This window comes from Acinetobacter sp. AS5, assembly GCF_048957595.1.
GTDB lineage: Bacteria > Pseudomonadota > Gammaproteobacteria > Pseudomonadales > Moraxellaceae > Acinetobacter.
Genome location: NZ_JARDAL010000002.1, coordinates 156,355 through 169,909 on the forward strand (window position 1 = coordinate 156,355; position 13,555 = coordinate 169,909).

Annotated in this window: 15 protein-coding genes and 1 pseudogene; 9 read left to right on the forward strand and 7 right to left on the reverse strand. The window is 39.7% G+C overall.

The window, feature by feature from the left end; translation table 11 throughout:
- Positions 1 to 171 precede the first annotated feature (171 nt).
- Together PV763_RS01805 and PV763_RS01810 are read left to right on the forward strand one after the other, a co-directional pair.
- Positions 172 to 1,425, forward strand: a pseudogene (locus PV763_RS01805) (YncE family protein).
- A gap of 69 nt (positions 1,426 to 1,494) precedes the next feature.
- Positions 1,495 to 1,977, forward strand: a complete 483-nt coding sequence (locus PV763_RS01810; protein WP_004280206.1) for a hypothetical protein — start codon at positions 1,495 to 1,497, stop codon at positions 1,975 to 1,977.
- A 115-nt stretch (positions 1,978 to 2,092) separates the two neighbouring features.
- Here the strand turns inward: PV763_RS01810 and PV763_RS01815 are convergent, their stop codons facing one another.
- From PV763_RS01815 to tusD, 4 genes are read right to left on the reverse strand one after another with little or no spacing between them, the layout of a single operon-like run.
- The gene (locus tag PV763_RS01815; RefSeq protein ID WP_004280207.1) at positions 2,093 to 2,404 is read right to left on the reverse strand and encodes a TusE/DsrC/DsvC family sulfur relay protein; all 312 of its coding nucleotides are present in this window, start codon (positions 2,402 to 2,404) and stop codon (positions 2,093 to 2,095) included.
- Positions 2,405 to 2,418: 14 nt separating this feature from the next.
- Positions 2,419 to 2,703, reverse strand: coding sequence for a DsrH/TusB family sulfur metabolism protein (locus PV763_RS01820; protein ID WP_004646886.1), 285 nt, complete (start codon positions 2,701 to 2,703; stop codon positions 2,419 to 2,421).
- A 17-nt stretch (positions 2,704 to 2,720) separates the two neighbouring features.
- Positions 2,721 to 3,071, reverse strand: a complete 351-nt coding sequence (locus PV763_RS01825; protein ID WP_004280210.1) for a hypothetical protein — start codon at positions 3,069 to 3,071, stop codon at positions 2,721 to 2,723.
- A 44-nt stretch (positions 3,072 to 3,115) separates the two neighbouring features.
- Positions 3,116 to 3,484 (reverse strand): sulfurtransferase complex subunit TusD, encoded by a 369-nt coding sequence (tusD, locus tag PV763_RS01830; protein WP_004280211.1) that lies wholly within the window; start codon positions 3,482 to 3,484, stop codon positions 3,116 to 3,118.
- Between the two features lie 70 nt (positions 3,485 to 3,554).
- On the opposite strand from tusD, the gene PV763_RS01835 reads away from it, so the two are divergent.
- The 7 genes from PV763_RS01835 (at position 3,555) to PV763_RS01865 (ending at position 10,286) form a co-directional block, all read left to right on the forward strand.
- Positions 3,555 to 4,565 (forward strand): NAD-dependent epimerase/dehydratase family protein, encoded by a 1,011-nt coding sequence (locus PV763_RS01835; protein WP_005107032.1) that lies wholly within the window; start codon positions 3,555 to 3,557, stop codon positions 4,563 to 4,565.
- A gap of 138 nt (positions 4,566 to 4,703) precedes the next feature.
- On the forward strand, positions 4,704 to 6,098 hold the full coding sequence (fumC, locus tag PV763_RS01840) for a class II fumarate hydratase (protein WP_420937263.1): 1,395 nt from the start codon (positions 4,704 to 4,706) through the stop codon (positions 6,096 to 6,098).
- Between the two features lie 126 nt (positions 6,099 to 6,224).
- Positions 6,225 to 6,716, forward strand: a complete 492-nt coding sequence (locus tag PV763_RS01845; RefSeq protein ID WP_253101335.1) for a hypothetical protein — start codon at positions 6,225 to 6,227, stop codon at positions 6,714 to 6,716.
- Positions 6,717 to 7,148: 432 nt separating this feature from the next.
- Entirely contained in the window at positions 7,149 to 7,751 is a 603-nt protein-coding gene (locus tag PV763_RS01850; protein ID WP_005107029.1) for a nitroreductase family protein, read from the forward strand.
- Between the two features lie 126 nt (positions 7,752 to 7,877).
- Positions 7,878 to 8,240 (forward strand): immunity protein Imm33 domain-containing protein, encoded by a 363-nt coding sequence (locus tag PV763_RS01855; protein ID WP_005107027.1) that lies wholly within the window; start codon positions 7,878 to 7,880, stop codon positions 8,238 to 8,240.
- Positions 8,241 to 8,609, forward strand: a complete 369-nt coding sequence (locus PV763_RS01860) for a hypothetical protein (RefSeq protein WP_420937264.1) — start codon at positions 8,241 to 8,243, stop codon at positions 8,607 to 8,609. It begins immediately after the preceding gene.
- A gap of 915 nt (positions 8,610 to 9,524) precedes the next feature.
- Positions 9,525 to 10,286, forward strand: a complete 762-nt coding sequence (locus tag PV763_RS01865; RefSeq protein WP_420937265.1) for an alpha/beta fold hydrolase — start codon at positions 9,525 to 9,527, stop codon at positions 10,284 to 10,286.
- Between the two features lie 14 nt (positions 10,287 to 10,300).
- On the opposite strand, the gene PV763_RS01870 is transcribed toward PV763_RS01865, so the two are convergent.
- The 3 genes from PV763_RS01870 to tssK all read right to left on the reverse strand — a co-directional run bounded on the left by PV763_RS01870 (position 10,301) and on the right by tssK (position 13,550).
- A complete protein-coding gene (locus PV763_RS01870) occupies positions 10,301 to 11,242 on the reverse strand; it encodes a M15 family metallopeptidase (RefSeq protein ID WP_420937266.1) in 942 nt (313 codons plus the stop codon).
- 123 nt (positions 11,243 to 11,365) lie between these two features.
- On the reverse strand, positions 11,366 to 12,178 hold the full coding sequence (gene icmH / locus PV763_RS01875) for a type IVB secretion system protein IcmH/DotU (RefSeq protein ID WP_420937267.1): 813 nt from the start codon (positions 12,176 to 12,178) through the stop codon (positions 11,366 to 11,368).
- Positions 12,179 to 12,185: 7 nt separating this feature from the next.
- Positions 12,186 to 13,550, reverse strand: coding sequence for a type VI secretion system baseplate subunit TssK (gene tssK / locus PV763_RS01880; protein WP_420937268.1), 1,365 nt, complete (start codon positions 13,548 to 13,550; stop codon positions 12,186 to 12,188).
- Positions 13,551 to 13,555 lie beyond the last annotated feature (5 nt).

Sequence of the window (13,555 nt, forward strand, 5' to 3'; positions counted from 1 at the left end):
TAAATTCATAGAACCTGAAGTAATAAATTTAAAATAGCTGCATATTTTTTGGTCGGAAATAACAGTAAATCATTTTATACGTTTGTATATTAGATAAGTTAAACACAGCCTGGCTGTGTACACAACAAGGAATGAAAACAAAAATATAAATTATTATGCAGAGCATAATGGATGAAAATTCAAAATAAAAAATGGCCACGGTTCTGTCTGACATTATCTGCGATGGCGATGCTATCTGCGTTGCCAAGTGTACAGGCCGCTTCTGCGCCTTCAGCTGTACCTGCCAATTCACAGCAGGTTTTCTTTGTCGGAAATAATTGGGATGGCACGGTAACCGTGATTCGTCCATCGGGTGATTTTGGCAAAATTGGCGTCATTAACATGATTCCTGATCGTAAAGAGCGCCTTAAAGAAATTCACCTGAATCCAATCAAACTGATTGCTTATACTTATATTCAGGCCACAGCCGGTGAAGGCAATGACCAGCTGGTGGATGATATGTACTCGACACCAGATGGATAGTCAGTCGTTGCATCACGCCCAAGTTTCGCCGATGTGGTATCAATTAATATCAAAACCGGCAAGATTAACTGGCGGACGCCTGTAGAAGGCTTCCGTGCTGACCATATGGCGGTATCACCAGATGGGCAACGAGTCGCCGTATCTGCATCTTCAGGAAATGTGGTGCATGTATTGGATATCCATACCGGTAAAGAGTTAGGCCGTTTCAGCACTGGCGATAAACCGCATGAAAACATTTACTTCGATGGCGGCAACAAGATCCTGAACTCTGCCATCGGCAATGTTGAAACCTCGATGGATGCACAGTGGCAAGACTTTACTAAAGGTAAGCGTTTTATCACTATCGCAGATGCCAATACGCATCAGGTGGTAAGAAAAATCGATTTCAGGCCTGCATTGGATGCATTTGGTCGAAAAGATTTGTCCAACTCAGTACGACCAATGGTATTTAGTAAGGATGAAACCAAACTGTATGCCCAGGTTTCATTTTTTAATGGGCTGATTGAGTACGATCTGAATCAGAACAAGATTAGCCGGATCGGACAGCTGCCTGGCAGTGACAGTATTCCGAAAGACCGGACAAAATGGGTGAATGATTCGCGTCATCATGGCCTATCAATCAGTGCTGATGGTGAAAAGCTCTGTGTCGCCGGTACCATGGATAACTACGCTACGATTGTAGATCGCAAAACACTGACAGCCGGGAAACTGATTTCTGCAGATAAACCTTATTGGGCAACGCGAAGCCCGGATGGTCGTAGCTGTGTAATTTCAGAAAGTGAAACAGATGTAGTCACAGTGATTGATTTTGCCACAGGCAATAAAGTGCTGAGTGTACCGGTAGGAAATCATCCACAACGCGTTCGGATTGGTTATGCACCAGCAGACTGGTCAACGCCGTAGTCAATCGTCGATTAGTGAAAAAGACAGCTTTTTGATAAAGGTTGTCTTTGTTGAGCTGAGGACATAAAAATGAATGATAAAACAATTCTGTTCTATGTAATGATCGGATTGCTCTTGTTTGGGACTTTAGTGGGTATTGGTTATCAGGTACGACAAGAAATCTATCGGACGAATTTTACTGATCAGACCCATTCTGATCCGGTCCTGCCAGTTGAAAAATCGGCAAGCTATATATCTGTTAACTCTCCTGAGAATAGTCAAACTACGAAGAAGAAACAGAACGATACGGTTGCAAAGCAAAGCGAATTATCAAAGCAACAAGAACAGTTATATCTGGACTTTACTCAGATCATTAACGCTTTAAGTGAGGGACAACGACCAAATCCTCAACAAGTCAGTTTGTTGATCAGTCAGCAGCAAAAACTGGTAGAGGCCCAACTGGTGAGCAAGGCCGAAGCGAAAGCACAAATTGAGTTTCTGATTAAAGTTCTGCCTGAAATGGATCATGAATTGCATCGGGCGTTGCGAGTATTAGAACAAACTCGAACTTGACGAATTAGATCCAGCTGTATCTTTCATTATTCTCAGTCTGAAAATTGCTCTCATAAAAAAAAGCCCAAAAAATGATCTGGGCCTTTAAATACACACTATAGAAAGCTAAGTATCTTTATAAACAATTTGCAGGCTTGGGTACACCAGCCAAACGGCTTAAGTGACGGGCCACCAGACCAGTATTAAACTTTTCTTGAAGCATGGCATTATTGATATCGGCACTGACAGTTTTCATTAAAAATTTAATCAGTGGTCGTGTTGCTGGTGAATGACCAAACTGCTGATAGAACTGACGTACCGCTTGCAGAATTTCAAAATGCCAAGGAGTTAAGCTCAGTTCCAGACTATCGGCCAGCACTTGAGCGACTTCTTCATTCCAGATGGTATAGTCAACCAGATGGCCATCTTGATCCAATTCTAAATTCATATCTAACTCATTTATTATTTCATTGAAATGCAGCGATTAAACTCGAGGCAAAGATCTGCAAAATCCGCATAATTCAAAAGCTTTATCTGATCAGGCAAAGGCTGTACTAATAACTCCGCATCATTTTTCAGTATGTGAATTTTCGGCAAGCTTTGAAGAAATGAATGCTCTAGCAGCAAAACCGCTTCACCCATCAGCACGACCTGATCACCCATTGTATAAGTTTGAGCCAGTTGCTCTAGGATCTGCGCTGTTGCCGAATAGCTGGATTGGATCAGATAAAGTGTGTGATTTGACATTTTTATATCCTTGTTCCTTACCAATACATCACATGATCAAAGCTTTGAATAAATTCAGAATTAAGCTCAATAAATTCGATTTCTTGTTCGCTCTGTGCCACAAATGAGGAATGCTGGTTTTTTTTCTCAATCAGAATCGGAGTGAGATCATAAAACTCGAAACTGTCGACCATATTTGATGCCAGTTTGAATGCATGATGCACCTGGTCAAATTGCAGGTCTGAATGCAGCAAACTGAGGGCAGCACTTTGTAGCAGGACTTTAACTTCTGCGCCAAACGTTGCCAGGACCATGGTAGCCGATAGGCTTTCATGCACCTGCAGACTGGTCAGATTGGCTTGGGTTAATATAACAAGTACAGATTTCACACAAGATTCCTTGGAAAAGCAACACATTCTAAAAAATGAAACATCTAGAATTGAATGAGACGTTGTGAGGACTGAACAGCATCGGCAAGTTCACCTAAACCGACCAATTCAAAGGCATCTGCCAGATTATGCTGCTGAATATTGTGACGTCGAGCATTGTCCAGATCTGTAATTCCACGTGCCAATGCTGCACTTACACAGACCGGGAGGCGAATCTGTAGCGCTTGCCATGCATGTGTAAGATGACGTTGATCGTCGGGTACCCATTGCAATGCATTTGCGACCGATACGCCGTCCTGATAGAAGAATACACGGAATGCTTCCTGTTTATCTTGCAAGGCCTGAGCCAAACCCAGGGCATGCCAGGCATAAATGGAAGTCGGTGCGGAGGTAACAAGAATTAAGGTGCTCATCGAAATTCACTACAGGCTTGATCAATAGCAACAGATTGATCTTGGCTTCATCAGAAAGTAGGTAGTATAAATGATTTTAGTGACGGGTGGATTAGGATTTTTAGGCTCACATATTGCTTTAAGTCTGTTAGCACAAGGACTAGAGGTCATTGTGGTCGATAATTTGGCCAATGCTAACTTACAGACTCTGGAGCGCCTCGAATTTATTTCTGGTATGTATGTACCTTTTATCAAAATTGATATTCGCAATACGCCAGCATTGAACAAAGTCTTTGAGCAGCATTCGATTCAGGCTGTGGTGCATACCGCAAGTTTTAAATCACTGGAAGAATCAGTATTAAAACCACTTGAATATTATAATGATAATGTTAGCTGTATTATGAGTCTCATGCGTGCCATGCAGCGTACCGGCGTGCGTCATCTGGTACATTTATCCAGTCTGGCGGTATATGGACAATCTGGTGCAGACTTAAGCGAAGATCTGCCTTTTAACTTCACTTATCCGAATCCCTATATCAAATCGCAACAAATGGTTGAGGAAATTATCCGGGATACTGCCAAAACTGATAATGAATGGCGGATTGCGATCCTACGTCTGTCCAATATCGCCGGCGCCTTTGAACACGGTGTGCTGGGGGAAGCGGTGCCACCTTTACCGAAAAATATTTTGCCTTTGGCGATGCAGGTCGCTGCACAGCAACGTGAATATCTGGAATTACGCCGTCAGGCCCATACTGCGGATGGCACAGTAGAACGCAGTTTTCTGCATGTCGCAGACTGTTGTGATGCCGTGATCAAGTCCTTGCAATGGCTATCACAACAGCAGGAATTAAAATGTGAAGCCTTTAATATTGCCGGTGAATTGATTTCCATACAGGATTTGCTAGATCAACTGGCTGAAGTGACTCAGTCTGCAATCAAAACCATGGATGCTCTGCCATACCCACATGCGGAAATGGATCAATTGGGGGCGAACATTGGAAAAGTGCGAAATATCCTACATTGGCAACCTCAGCGTTCACTCAGAAAGATGCTTGAGGATGAATGGTTGTTTTATCAGAATATGCTCAGAGGGCAGTAAGTAAGAGTATTTAGCTTATATTTGATAATAATTATCATTTACATGGTTGTTGTAATCGATTACTTTAAATAAATAGATTAAATCATTGATATAGAAATTCCTAAGATCCGTAACAGGCAAGAAGAATTGAGGTTGAACATGCAAACACGTATTGAACATGACACGATGGGAGAAGTGGCTGTACCGAGCGAGGCTTTATGGGGCGCTCAGACTCAGCGTAGCTTGCAAAATTTCAAAATTGGCAATGAGCGTTTGCCACGTCCAATGATTCGTGCCATGGGACTCGTCAAAAAAGCTGCGGCCTTGACCAATGCCGAGCTGAACCAGATTTCCCAAGAACTGTCACGCTACATTGTAGATGCGGCAGATGAAGTCATCAGCGGGAAATGGGACAGTCAATTTCCACTGGTGGTCTGGCAAACCGGTTCAGGTACGCAAAGCAATATGAACTGTAATGAGGTGATTGCCAATATTGCCAACCAGAAACTGGGCAATCATTTAGGGGCACAAAAACCGGTTCATCCGAATGATCATGTCAATCGTGCCCAATCTACCAATGATTCATTTCCGACTGCGATTCATGTGGCTGCGAGTTTGCAGATCAATGAACTGTTAATTCCGGCTGTCACACGTTTACGCGATACTTTATATGCCAAATCTCAGGATTTTGCCGATATTGTAAAAATTGGCCGGACACACCTACAAGATGCTACGCCTTTAACCTTGGGGCAGGAATTCAGCGGTTATGTCTCTCAACTTGATCATGGACTTCTTCGTCTAGAACAGGCCTTAGTTGGCTTATATGAATTGCCATTAGGCGGTACAGCGGTTGGTACCGGTCTAAATGCTCATCCTGATTATGCTGTTCAGTCTGCTAAAGTTCTGGGACAGTCAACTGGATTGCCATTTGTGACTGCGCCAAACAAATTTGAAGCGTTGGCAGGCCGTGATGCTGCGGTATTCGCGTCTGGTGCATTAAAGACTTTAGCGGTTAGTCTGAATAAGATTGCCAATGATATTCGTTGGCTGGCCAGCGGGCCACGTTGTGGTTTTGGTGAATTGCGTATACCTGAAAATGAACCGGGTTCTAGCATCATGCCGGGTAAGGTGAACCCGACGCAAAGTGAAGCGATGACCATGGTCGTGGCGCAAGTTCTCGGCAATGACACCACCATTAACGTGGCAGGTGCATCAGGGAATTTTGAGCTGAATGTGTTTATGCCGGTCATTGCCTATAACCTGCTGCAATCCATCCAGCTTTTAGGCGATGCGTGTAACAGTTTTAATGATCATTGCGCCGTAGGCATTGAGCCGAATCATGAGAAAATTGAACATTTCCTGCATGATTCTTTAATGCTGGTCACAGCATTGAATCCGGTGATTGGTTATGAGAATGCAGCCAAGGTTGCCAAAACAGCCTATAAGGAAGGAAAAACCTTAAAACAGGTGGCTGTTGAACTGGGTTTAGTCACTGCTGAACAGTTTGATGAAGTAGTGCGTCCTGAACAGATGGTCTCACCGAATGCCAAATAAGGGCTGCAGCGCTTTTATTTTCAATCTTTCCGCCTGTTTTATCATGGAATAGTCAGCAGTGGTTTTTATCTCAGGCAGAGTTGCGTACAATAGTGCTAGATGAGATTAACCACTGATGATTGTTTTATGCTTGATATTTATTTAACAGATGTTCAAAGAAAGGTGCAATTCAAGGATTATCCAGGTGAGCATCCTGTTAAATTTATTTTGAATTTCAAAAAGATTTTCCCGAGTGTGATGGAACTTCTTTTACCTGTACTCCCGGATAATGAAAATCTGGAAGAAATGTCTTGGGAATCGACCAGCGAAGATTTTGAGACCTTCCAGATGTTCTTAACCGGATGGGGTATTATCGAACTGCGTTTGAAAGCGATTACCCAGTTTAAAGATAAAGCATTTGCGGATCGTCTGGTTAAACAAGCCCAACAGAAACGCAAAGACTATCAAAAGCAGCAGACTAAACTGACTACAGTTGAACTGGATTATCTGTTTATGCATGAGATGCATGCTCTGATTGATGCAGAGCTGGTTGAGCTCGGTGAGAAATTCTATTTACCGATTTTACGTGAGTTGTGGAAGACTAAAGTATCTGCTCAGGTGTTGAACGCGAAGTTTTAAACTGGTTTTTTTAGCTTTTATTTATAAAATTAATCCTCCAATTTTGGGGGATTAATTTTATCTGCAATATGAGATTTATTTCATGATGTGCTATTCCTTAGAATAGCCTAAGCAAGATTGAATTTGGGGGTTGAACATCTTTATTCTTAAAATTTTGATCAATAATAGCGCATGTTGAACCATAGTTTAACATCAGGCTCTATCATAGGGCAGCAGTTTTAACGATTGTTCAAAAAATAGATGAAAATGATCATTTTTAGCTAAAAAATATATAAAAATATCAATTAAATAGCCTAGTAATTGAGTCCATTATTTTTTAAGGTATATAGGCTTTATCTCACGTTAAAGCAAAAGCTCCATTGATTAGCTATCCTTCATAAAAATAACTGAAGGTTCAAATTTTCCCGAAGATATATCCCAGGATTTTCAAAAATGTCGAATCAGTTTTTAGATTTAATTACTAAACGCCGTACTATTTATGCCATTGCCAAGAATGTTGAACAATCTCCTGAACATCTAACTGATTTGATTCAGACTGCAATTAAGCAGAGCCCATCTTCTTTCAATTCTCAGTCTTCACGCGCCGTCATTTTATTCAATTCGGAACATGAAAAGTTCTGGGGCTTCGTCGCAGATAAATTAAAAAGCTATGCCAAAGATGAAGAAAGCGCTGCAAGAACCACAGCAAAAATGGCAAGTTTTGCGGCAGGGCTAGGCACTGTTTTATTTTTTGAAGATCAAACAGTTATAGAAGGCTTACAGGAACAATTCCCATCTTATGCTGATAACTTTCCAATCTGGGCAGAGCATTCGACTGCGATCGCGCAATTTGCAACGTGGACAGCATTGCATACAGAAGGTCTGGGCGCATCATTGCAGCACTACAATCCGATCGTGGATGAACAGGTACATGCGGAATGGGACATTCCATCGAACTGGAAGTTGCGTGCACAGTTGGTCTTTGGTTCGATAGAAGGCGAGCCACGTGCCAAAGATTATCTGGCGGATGAAGAGCGCTTTAAAGTCTTCCAATAAGCTGAGATCCATATCTGCGCTTAACACGGTTTAAGGGCAGATATTTTTTAGATCTCGACGAAATCCCAATCAGCTTCATTAAAATTAAGTTAAAATAGCGCGCTAATGAATGATGAGTAAGACCGAATGTCGAAAAACACGCAAAACCTGTCACCGTTACAAGAACTGATCGCAGAGCAAAAGCTACTTTGTGAAGAAGTAGGCTCGGCTTATGTTGAAGTCACGGGGGATGATGTTGTTGCGGTGGCCGTACATACCTTAAAACAGGATCCGATTGTCGGCATCCGTAAAAAGCCTGAAACTGATGAAAATATCAGCTGGTACATTTATGGCGGAGAGCCTTCAAGTGAAGAGGCTTTTGAAACCATGACAGTACGTGAATTACAGGACATCGCACCAGAAGTTTTACCGTATCTGGCTCTGGAAACAGGTTTTCGTTTCATGATTGATGCCGATGATTATGAAGATGTCTGGAAAGAAGAAATTTAAATGCTAAAAAAATCATCTTTCATTTGTGCTGGATTATTATTAGGACTGAGTAGCGTGGTCTTCGCACAGCGGCTTTCACAAAGTGCCTATGATGAGTTTATTTCAGCACAGACTAAAATCGTGAATGAAACCAAATACATTTTAGATGAAGATGATCAAAAGGCAGATGCACAAACTCAACGTCAGGCTTTCTGCAAACGACTGAAAGCCTATCAGGATATTCAAAAGGTGTCCGAAGAAAACAGCAGTCTGAATATGGCACCTACGATGTCTATGATTGCCAGAAATTTTCTTGAGCGGCAGGATCAAAGTTTGACTAAATCTGGAATGACGGCGAGCGTATTTTGTAAAAATAGGGAAGTAGAATAAGTTATAAACTACTTTTTTATCTTGAAAGTTTTTCGCAGTGGAATAAAAATAAAGTATCTAAGTCTATTTCACAATCAAATTTTATAGATATTAAAACCTGAAAGACCATCTCCCGAATATCATTTGATAAAGAGTTTGTTAAGTTAATTTAAATTTATTTTAATGTGAATACCTCATACCTCGGGGATATATCCACTGTATTTAATCTATTGATAAGAATAAATGAATAACCGTGGTTTTGTAATTTCTAAAAAATGTCTTATTTATGCGGTGTATTTCTTGAACAGAACAATTTAAGTAGGATAGCGTGATTGCACGTTTATATTTAAGCTAATAACTTGAACATCCTAAGATATTAAAATAGCCTAAGCAATACATAATTTTAACAACTTTATCAAGAAAGGGAGAGAGGGGAAATTTATAATGCTGATGTTTACTACCTGTAACTCATTTGGACTTAAGACGTATTATTCTAAACAGAATCAAGTGGATTAATAAGCTACTTATGAATAGTCATTTTTTGATAAATAATAAGCAATGAATAATTAAAAACAATATTTTCAAAATTACCTCAGTCTATTTGGGTAATAACAGCGAGTTAGTTTAAGAAACACTCTGACCTAAAAGTGGTTTACATGTTATTAAATCCCAGTTTTAAGATTTTCATTAATTTTATTTAGTCTGCACCACAACTCAACCATCTTCTTTCTTATTTATAGATAGCCAAATATCCATCCAGATCTAAAATCGTAATTTTAAATACTTATGATTCGTTTATGAATTATTTAGCCTAAGCAAAATATATCCCCATAAAATAGCCTAAGCAGGATTTTATATTTAAAAATTTCGCAATTGATTAATTCCAAATATAAACCCACTATAAACACTTAAACAAAGAAATCATGGAATTCTCAAATGATCCTAAATTATCAACTTCAACACCACGAAACGTCAGTACTATCTCCAATGGTCTTCATTCATGGTTTATTCGGTAGTTTAAGTAATTTAGGCGTACTAGCTCGATATTTTTCTGAGCAAAGAACCGTGATCCAACTTGATGTATGCAATCATGGTCTTTCTGCTCATAGTTCAGACTTAAATTATCAGCTTATGGCTGAAGATGTCCTAGAAACTTTATCCAGTTTAAATATTCAAAAGTTCGTAGTAGTAGGGCATTCCATGGGTGGGAAAATTGCCATGAAATTGGCTGATTTAGCCCGTGTACAAACTGAAAGGTTGGTCGTCCTGGATATTACACCAATCCAATATCATGAGAGTCATCATACTGAGATTTTTAAAGCTTTATTTGCGGTGCAGCAAGCAAATGTTGCTTCACGACTTGAGGCAGCAAAAATTATGCGTGAATACATTGATGAAGAAATGGTAATTCAGTTTTTATTAAAATCCTTTAATAAAGGGCAGTGGCTCTTTAATGTTCAGGCTTTATTTGATCATTATCCAGATATTATGGATTGGGAAAAGGTCGAAAAAATTAATCTGCCAGCTTTATTTCTTCGTGGCGGTAATTCTTTTTATATCTCAAAACCTGAACACTTTACAGCAATTGATGAGCAATTTTCTCAGGCGAAAATTGAATGCATTGAAAATACAGGACATTGGCTGCATGGTGAAAAACCAGATGAAGTGATCAAACACATGCAGGCCTTTCTAAATTAATTCACTTTTTATGCTTAAGGCTGAAATGTTTGAGTCTGTAATTGTCCTTCATGAATGAGTTGATGAGCCATTTCAGCTGTTTTCTTTAAACCGGGCATACGATATTCAGTATGTCCAAAATCTTTAATGGATTTCCAGCGACCGCCCCAGGTTAAACCCACCGATTCTGCAATCTGGCCATATAACTCATAACCACGCATGGCCCATGGATCACGTTCGCTAATCACCACCTTACCATCGCGTTTAAAGGCAATATCTGCAGCCAAACCAAACTGATGATAACTTTGAAAGCCTTTAGCCTTAGTAATATTACTGTTGGTCGCCAAAGAGTTTTGCCTTTCCGGACTTCGATAACTTTCGAGTACAACCAGCTCATAACCATGCTGTTCGCGCATAATTTTAAACACCATCAGTAAGCGCTGTTTAAATCGTGGATTCATCTTATGCCATTTACGGTCTGCTGTGCTGATATTTGGATTTATATGAATGTCTTCAATATTCAGATTAAGGCTTTGCGCTGAAATTACAGAATGATTTGCTAAAACTTCTTCTTGTAAGGCTTCAATAATAAGCTGTTCATCGACTTCAGTTGGCGCTGTTAATATTTGCCCATCTAATAATGCATAAATCTGTGGATCAACTTTCCTTAAATATTCAGCTTCAAACTTACTTGCAGTAAGTGGCTGCGTAAAAGTGAACATTAAAATACTGGCAAATAAGCTAAATCCTGCAATCAAAATCCACCATTGCTGTAAATACCATTCAGATTGAAGGTGCTCTGGCGATGCAGCCCGATGAAATTTCTGCACAAACTGTTTTACTTGAGCAAATTGTTGTCTGCTTTGTGGAATCAAATCAAGAAATAAATCCTGTATTCTTAATCGCAATTCGTAAGACAGTAGTACCAACATAGTCAAGCTTAATACAATAAAGCTGCTTAATATAATCAAAATCATTAGTTGAATGATTGATCTAATGATAACTTTAAAAATATTTTTTGGAGCATAACTTATCCAACGGCGCCATTTTTTAAGTCTTTATTTTTTATAAGGGTTCATCATATTTATTTGAAAATTGAGTTAGGGTAAATGAATCGTAATATAAGCTTGTTCAGCAGGAGTGCTAATCAAATTTTGATATTGAGAAAACACAGCAGCTTGTTCTGTTGACAAGGCATATTTAAAAACCACAAAGCTGATCACAGCAAATAATAATAAAAATATCAGAATCCAGAAAAATGGTAATTCACGATGGATGATATGTCGGATTTGATCTGGAATTGCTGAAAAAGGAGAAAAAGCAACTTTTTTACACTTGAGATAATCAATCTGATCTCCGATACGAGCAATCAGACTATTTAAATGCTCAATAGATTCAATTCGATACTTTCCCTGGAATCCCAATAAAAGGCAATGATGATATACCTCTAATACTGCCAGACGTTGCTTATCTTTATGGCGTATTTCTTCCAGATGTTCAAAGAAGCGAAAACCTGCAAGTTGTGAGCCAAACAGGATCAACTGCAAGGGACTGATCATCCAGGCATTTTGCAGATCAAAAAATTGCTCATCCTGCTGCGTGACAATTGTTTCATCTACTAAAGCGCAATAGGCATATTTTGCATCTTGAATATCTTTAGCTGAAAATTGCATCTGACGTGCCTGATGTTCAAAACTTTTCAACATCTCCAGAATTTTTTCACGAAAGGCTTCAATATCTGTAGGGAGATAATGATTTTTTAACAGGAAAACAATATAGAAGCCGTCATGCAGTAAATCTACCAGACTATTCGTATAGGTAGGGTAGCTTTCTACAGATTGCATGGCTGTATAACCGGCCCCGATTTGATCATCATCAAAAAGTGAAGAAGGAGAATTAGCGATTGTATTCATTTTTATTTTATCCATTCATGACAGCAATCAGTTCAACCGTAATATCCTTAAAACCGTTCGAGATATAAACACAAATTGATTCTGAATCCAGCATGCGCTGATACAGTTCATTATTTGGTTCGATCTCGAAATAATGCACACCGGAACGTACTGGAATTGCAGTAGGAACCTGCATGAGGTGCTGGACGGGTACAGCAGGCAAAGCTGCAACCACACGTTGTTCTACATCTATGCTACTGCCGACTTTAAAACGGATCGGAACATAGGCAATCAGATCATGTGCAGGCATAATGCTACTCGATACAGCAAGATATAGCCGGGTATTGCGACTGATCTTGTCAGTCTCCAGACTACCGAGCCAATAGGACGGGCGCGTTTCTTTTAAGCTGATGCTGATATATCGATTCGAAATAATTGTATCGAGTAAATCTCTGAGAATAATATCAAGCTGATTGAAACTGTCATACAAATGATGATGCTGATACTGCGGTAGTTGATCGATGTCATAGGCTGTTGAAAATGTGAGTAAGGAGCCGCTTAGTCTTAAAAGTTCCGCATATAGCCGTTCCGGATGAATTTGGGGATATTGCAAAATATGATTTAAGGTTGCATAAGCAGTATTTAAGGCATTCACTAGCCAGAAAGAGACGATATCCCCAGAACGGAATTCAATCAGTTTCTGTTCATTTTCCCGATTATTGGATTGAATCGTTTTAATCTTAGCCCGGATGATATTTAAAGTTCGCTTTAAATTGTCTAGCAGATATTCACAGGCCTGAATATGTAAAATTGGAGGAATAAATTTATGATCAAAATTAAAATTTCCCGAACTTTGTCTTTTGATTTGAGCAACCGGAAGATATAAATAACCATCCAGAGGCTGCTGAGGTTCATGGCCAACTTCAAAAAGTTTAAATTCTGCCCGACGGCGTAACAGGGTGATCTCCGCTGTAGTGGCATCGGTGAATAAATCATGAGTAGAGATTAAATGTGAGTGATAACGACTCGTCTGAGTGTTTTCAGCATGACTTACATTCTGCTTGTTCGGTTGTAGCATTGGTAAAGCCAAATAAATTAGCATTTCACCACGCAGGTTTAAGGTATCCAGTTGTACCGGTTCTGGTAATAAATCCTGTGCAGGTGCCTGATAAATTTCACCATCTTGCCAGATCATTTCAATTTTGCTCAATGCCAATATATGCATATTGAATTGAGCTTCATCAAACTGAATAGACTGTATTCCGTGAGCAAAAAGAAATGTCGCCCGAATCATATGACTCAAGCGTTGTTCATGATAGGCATCCTGTAATTGAAAATGCTGCGGTCTTAAAAATAGACCTTCGCCCCAAAGTACTTTTTCTGCTTTAAACATTTTAA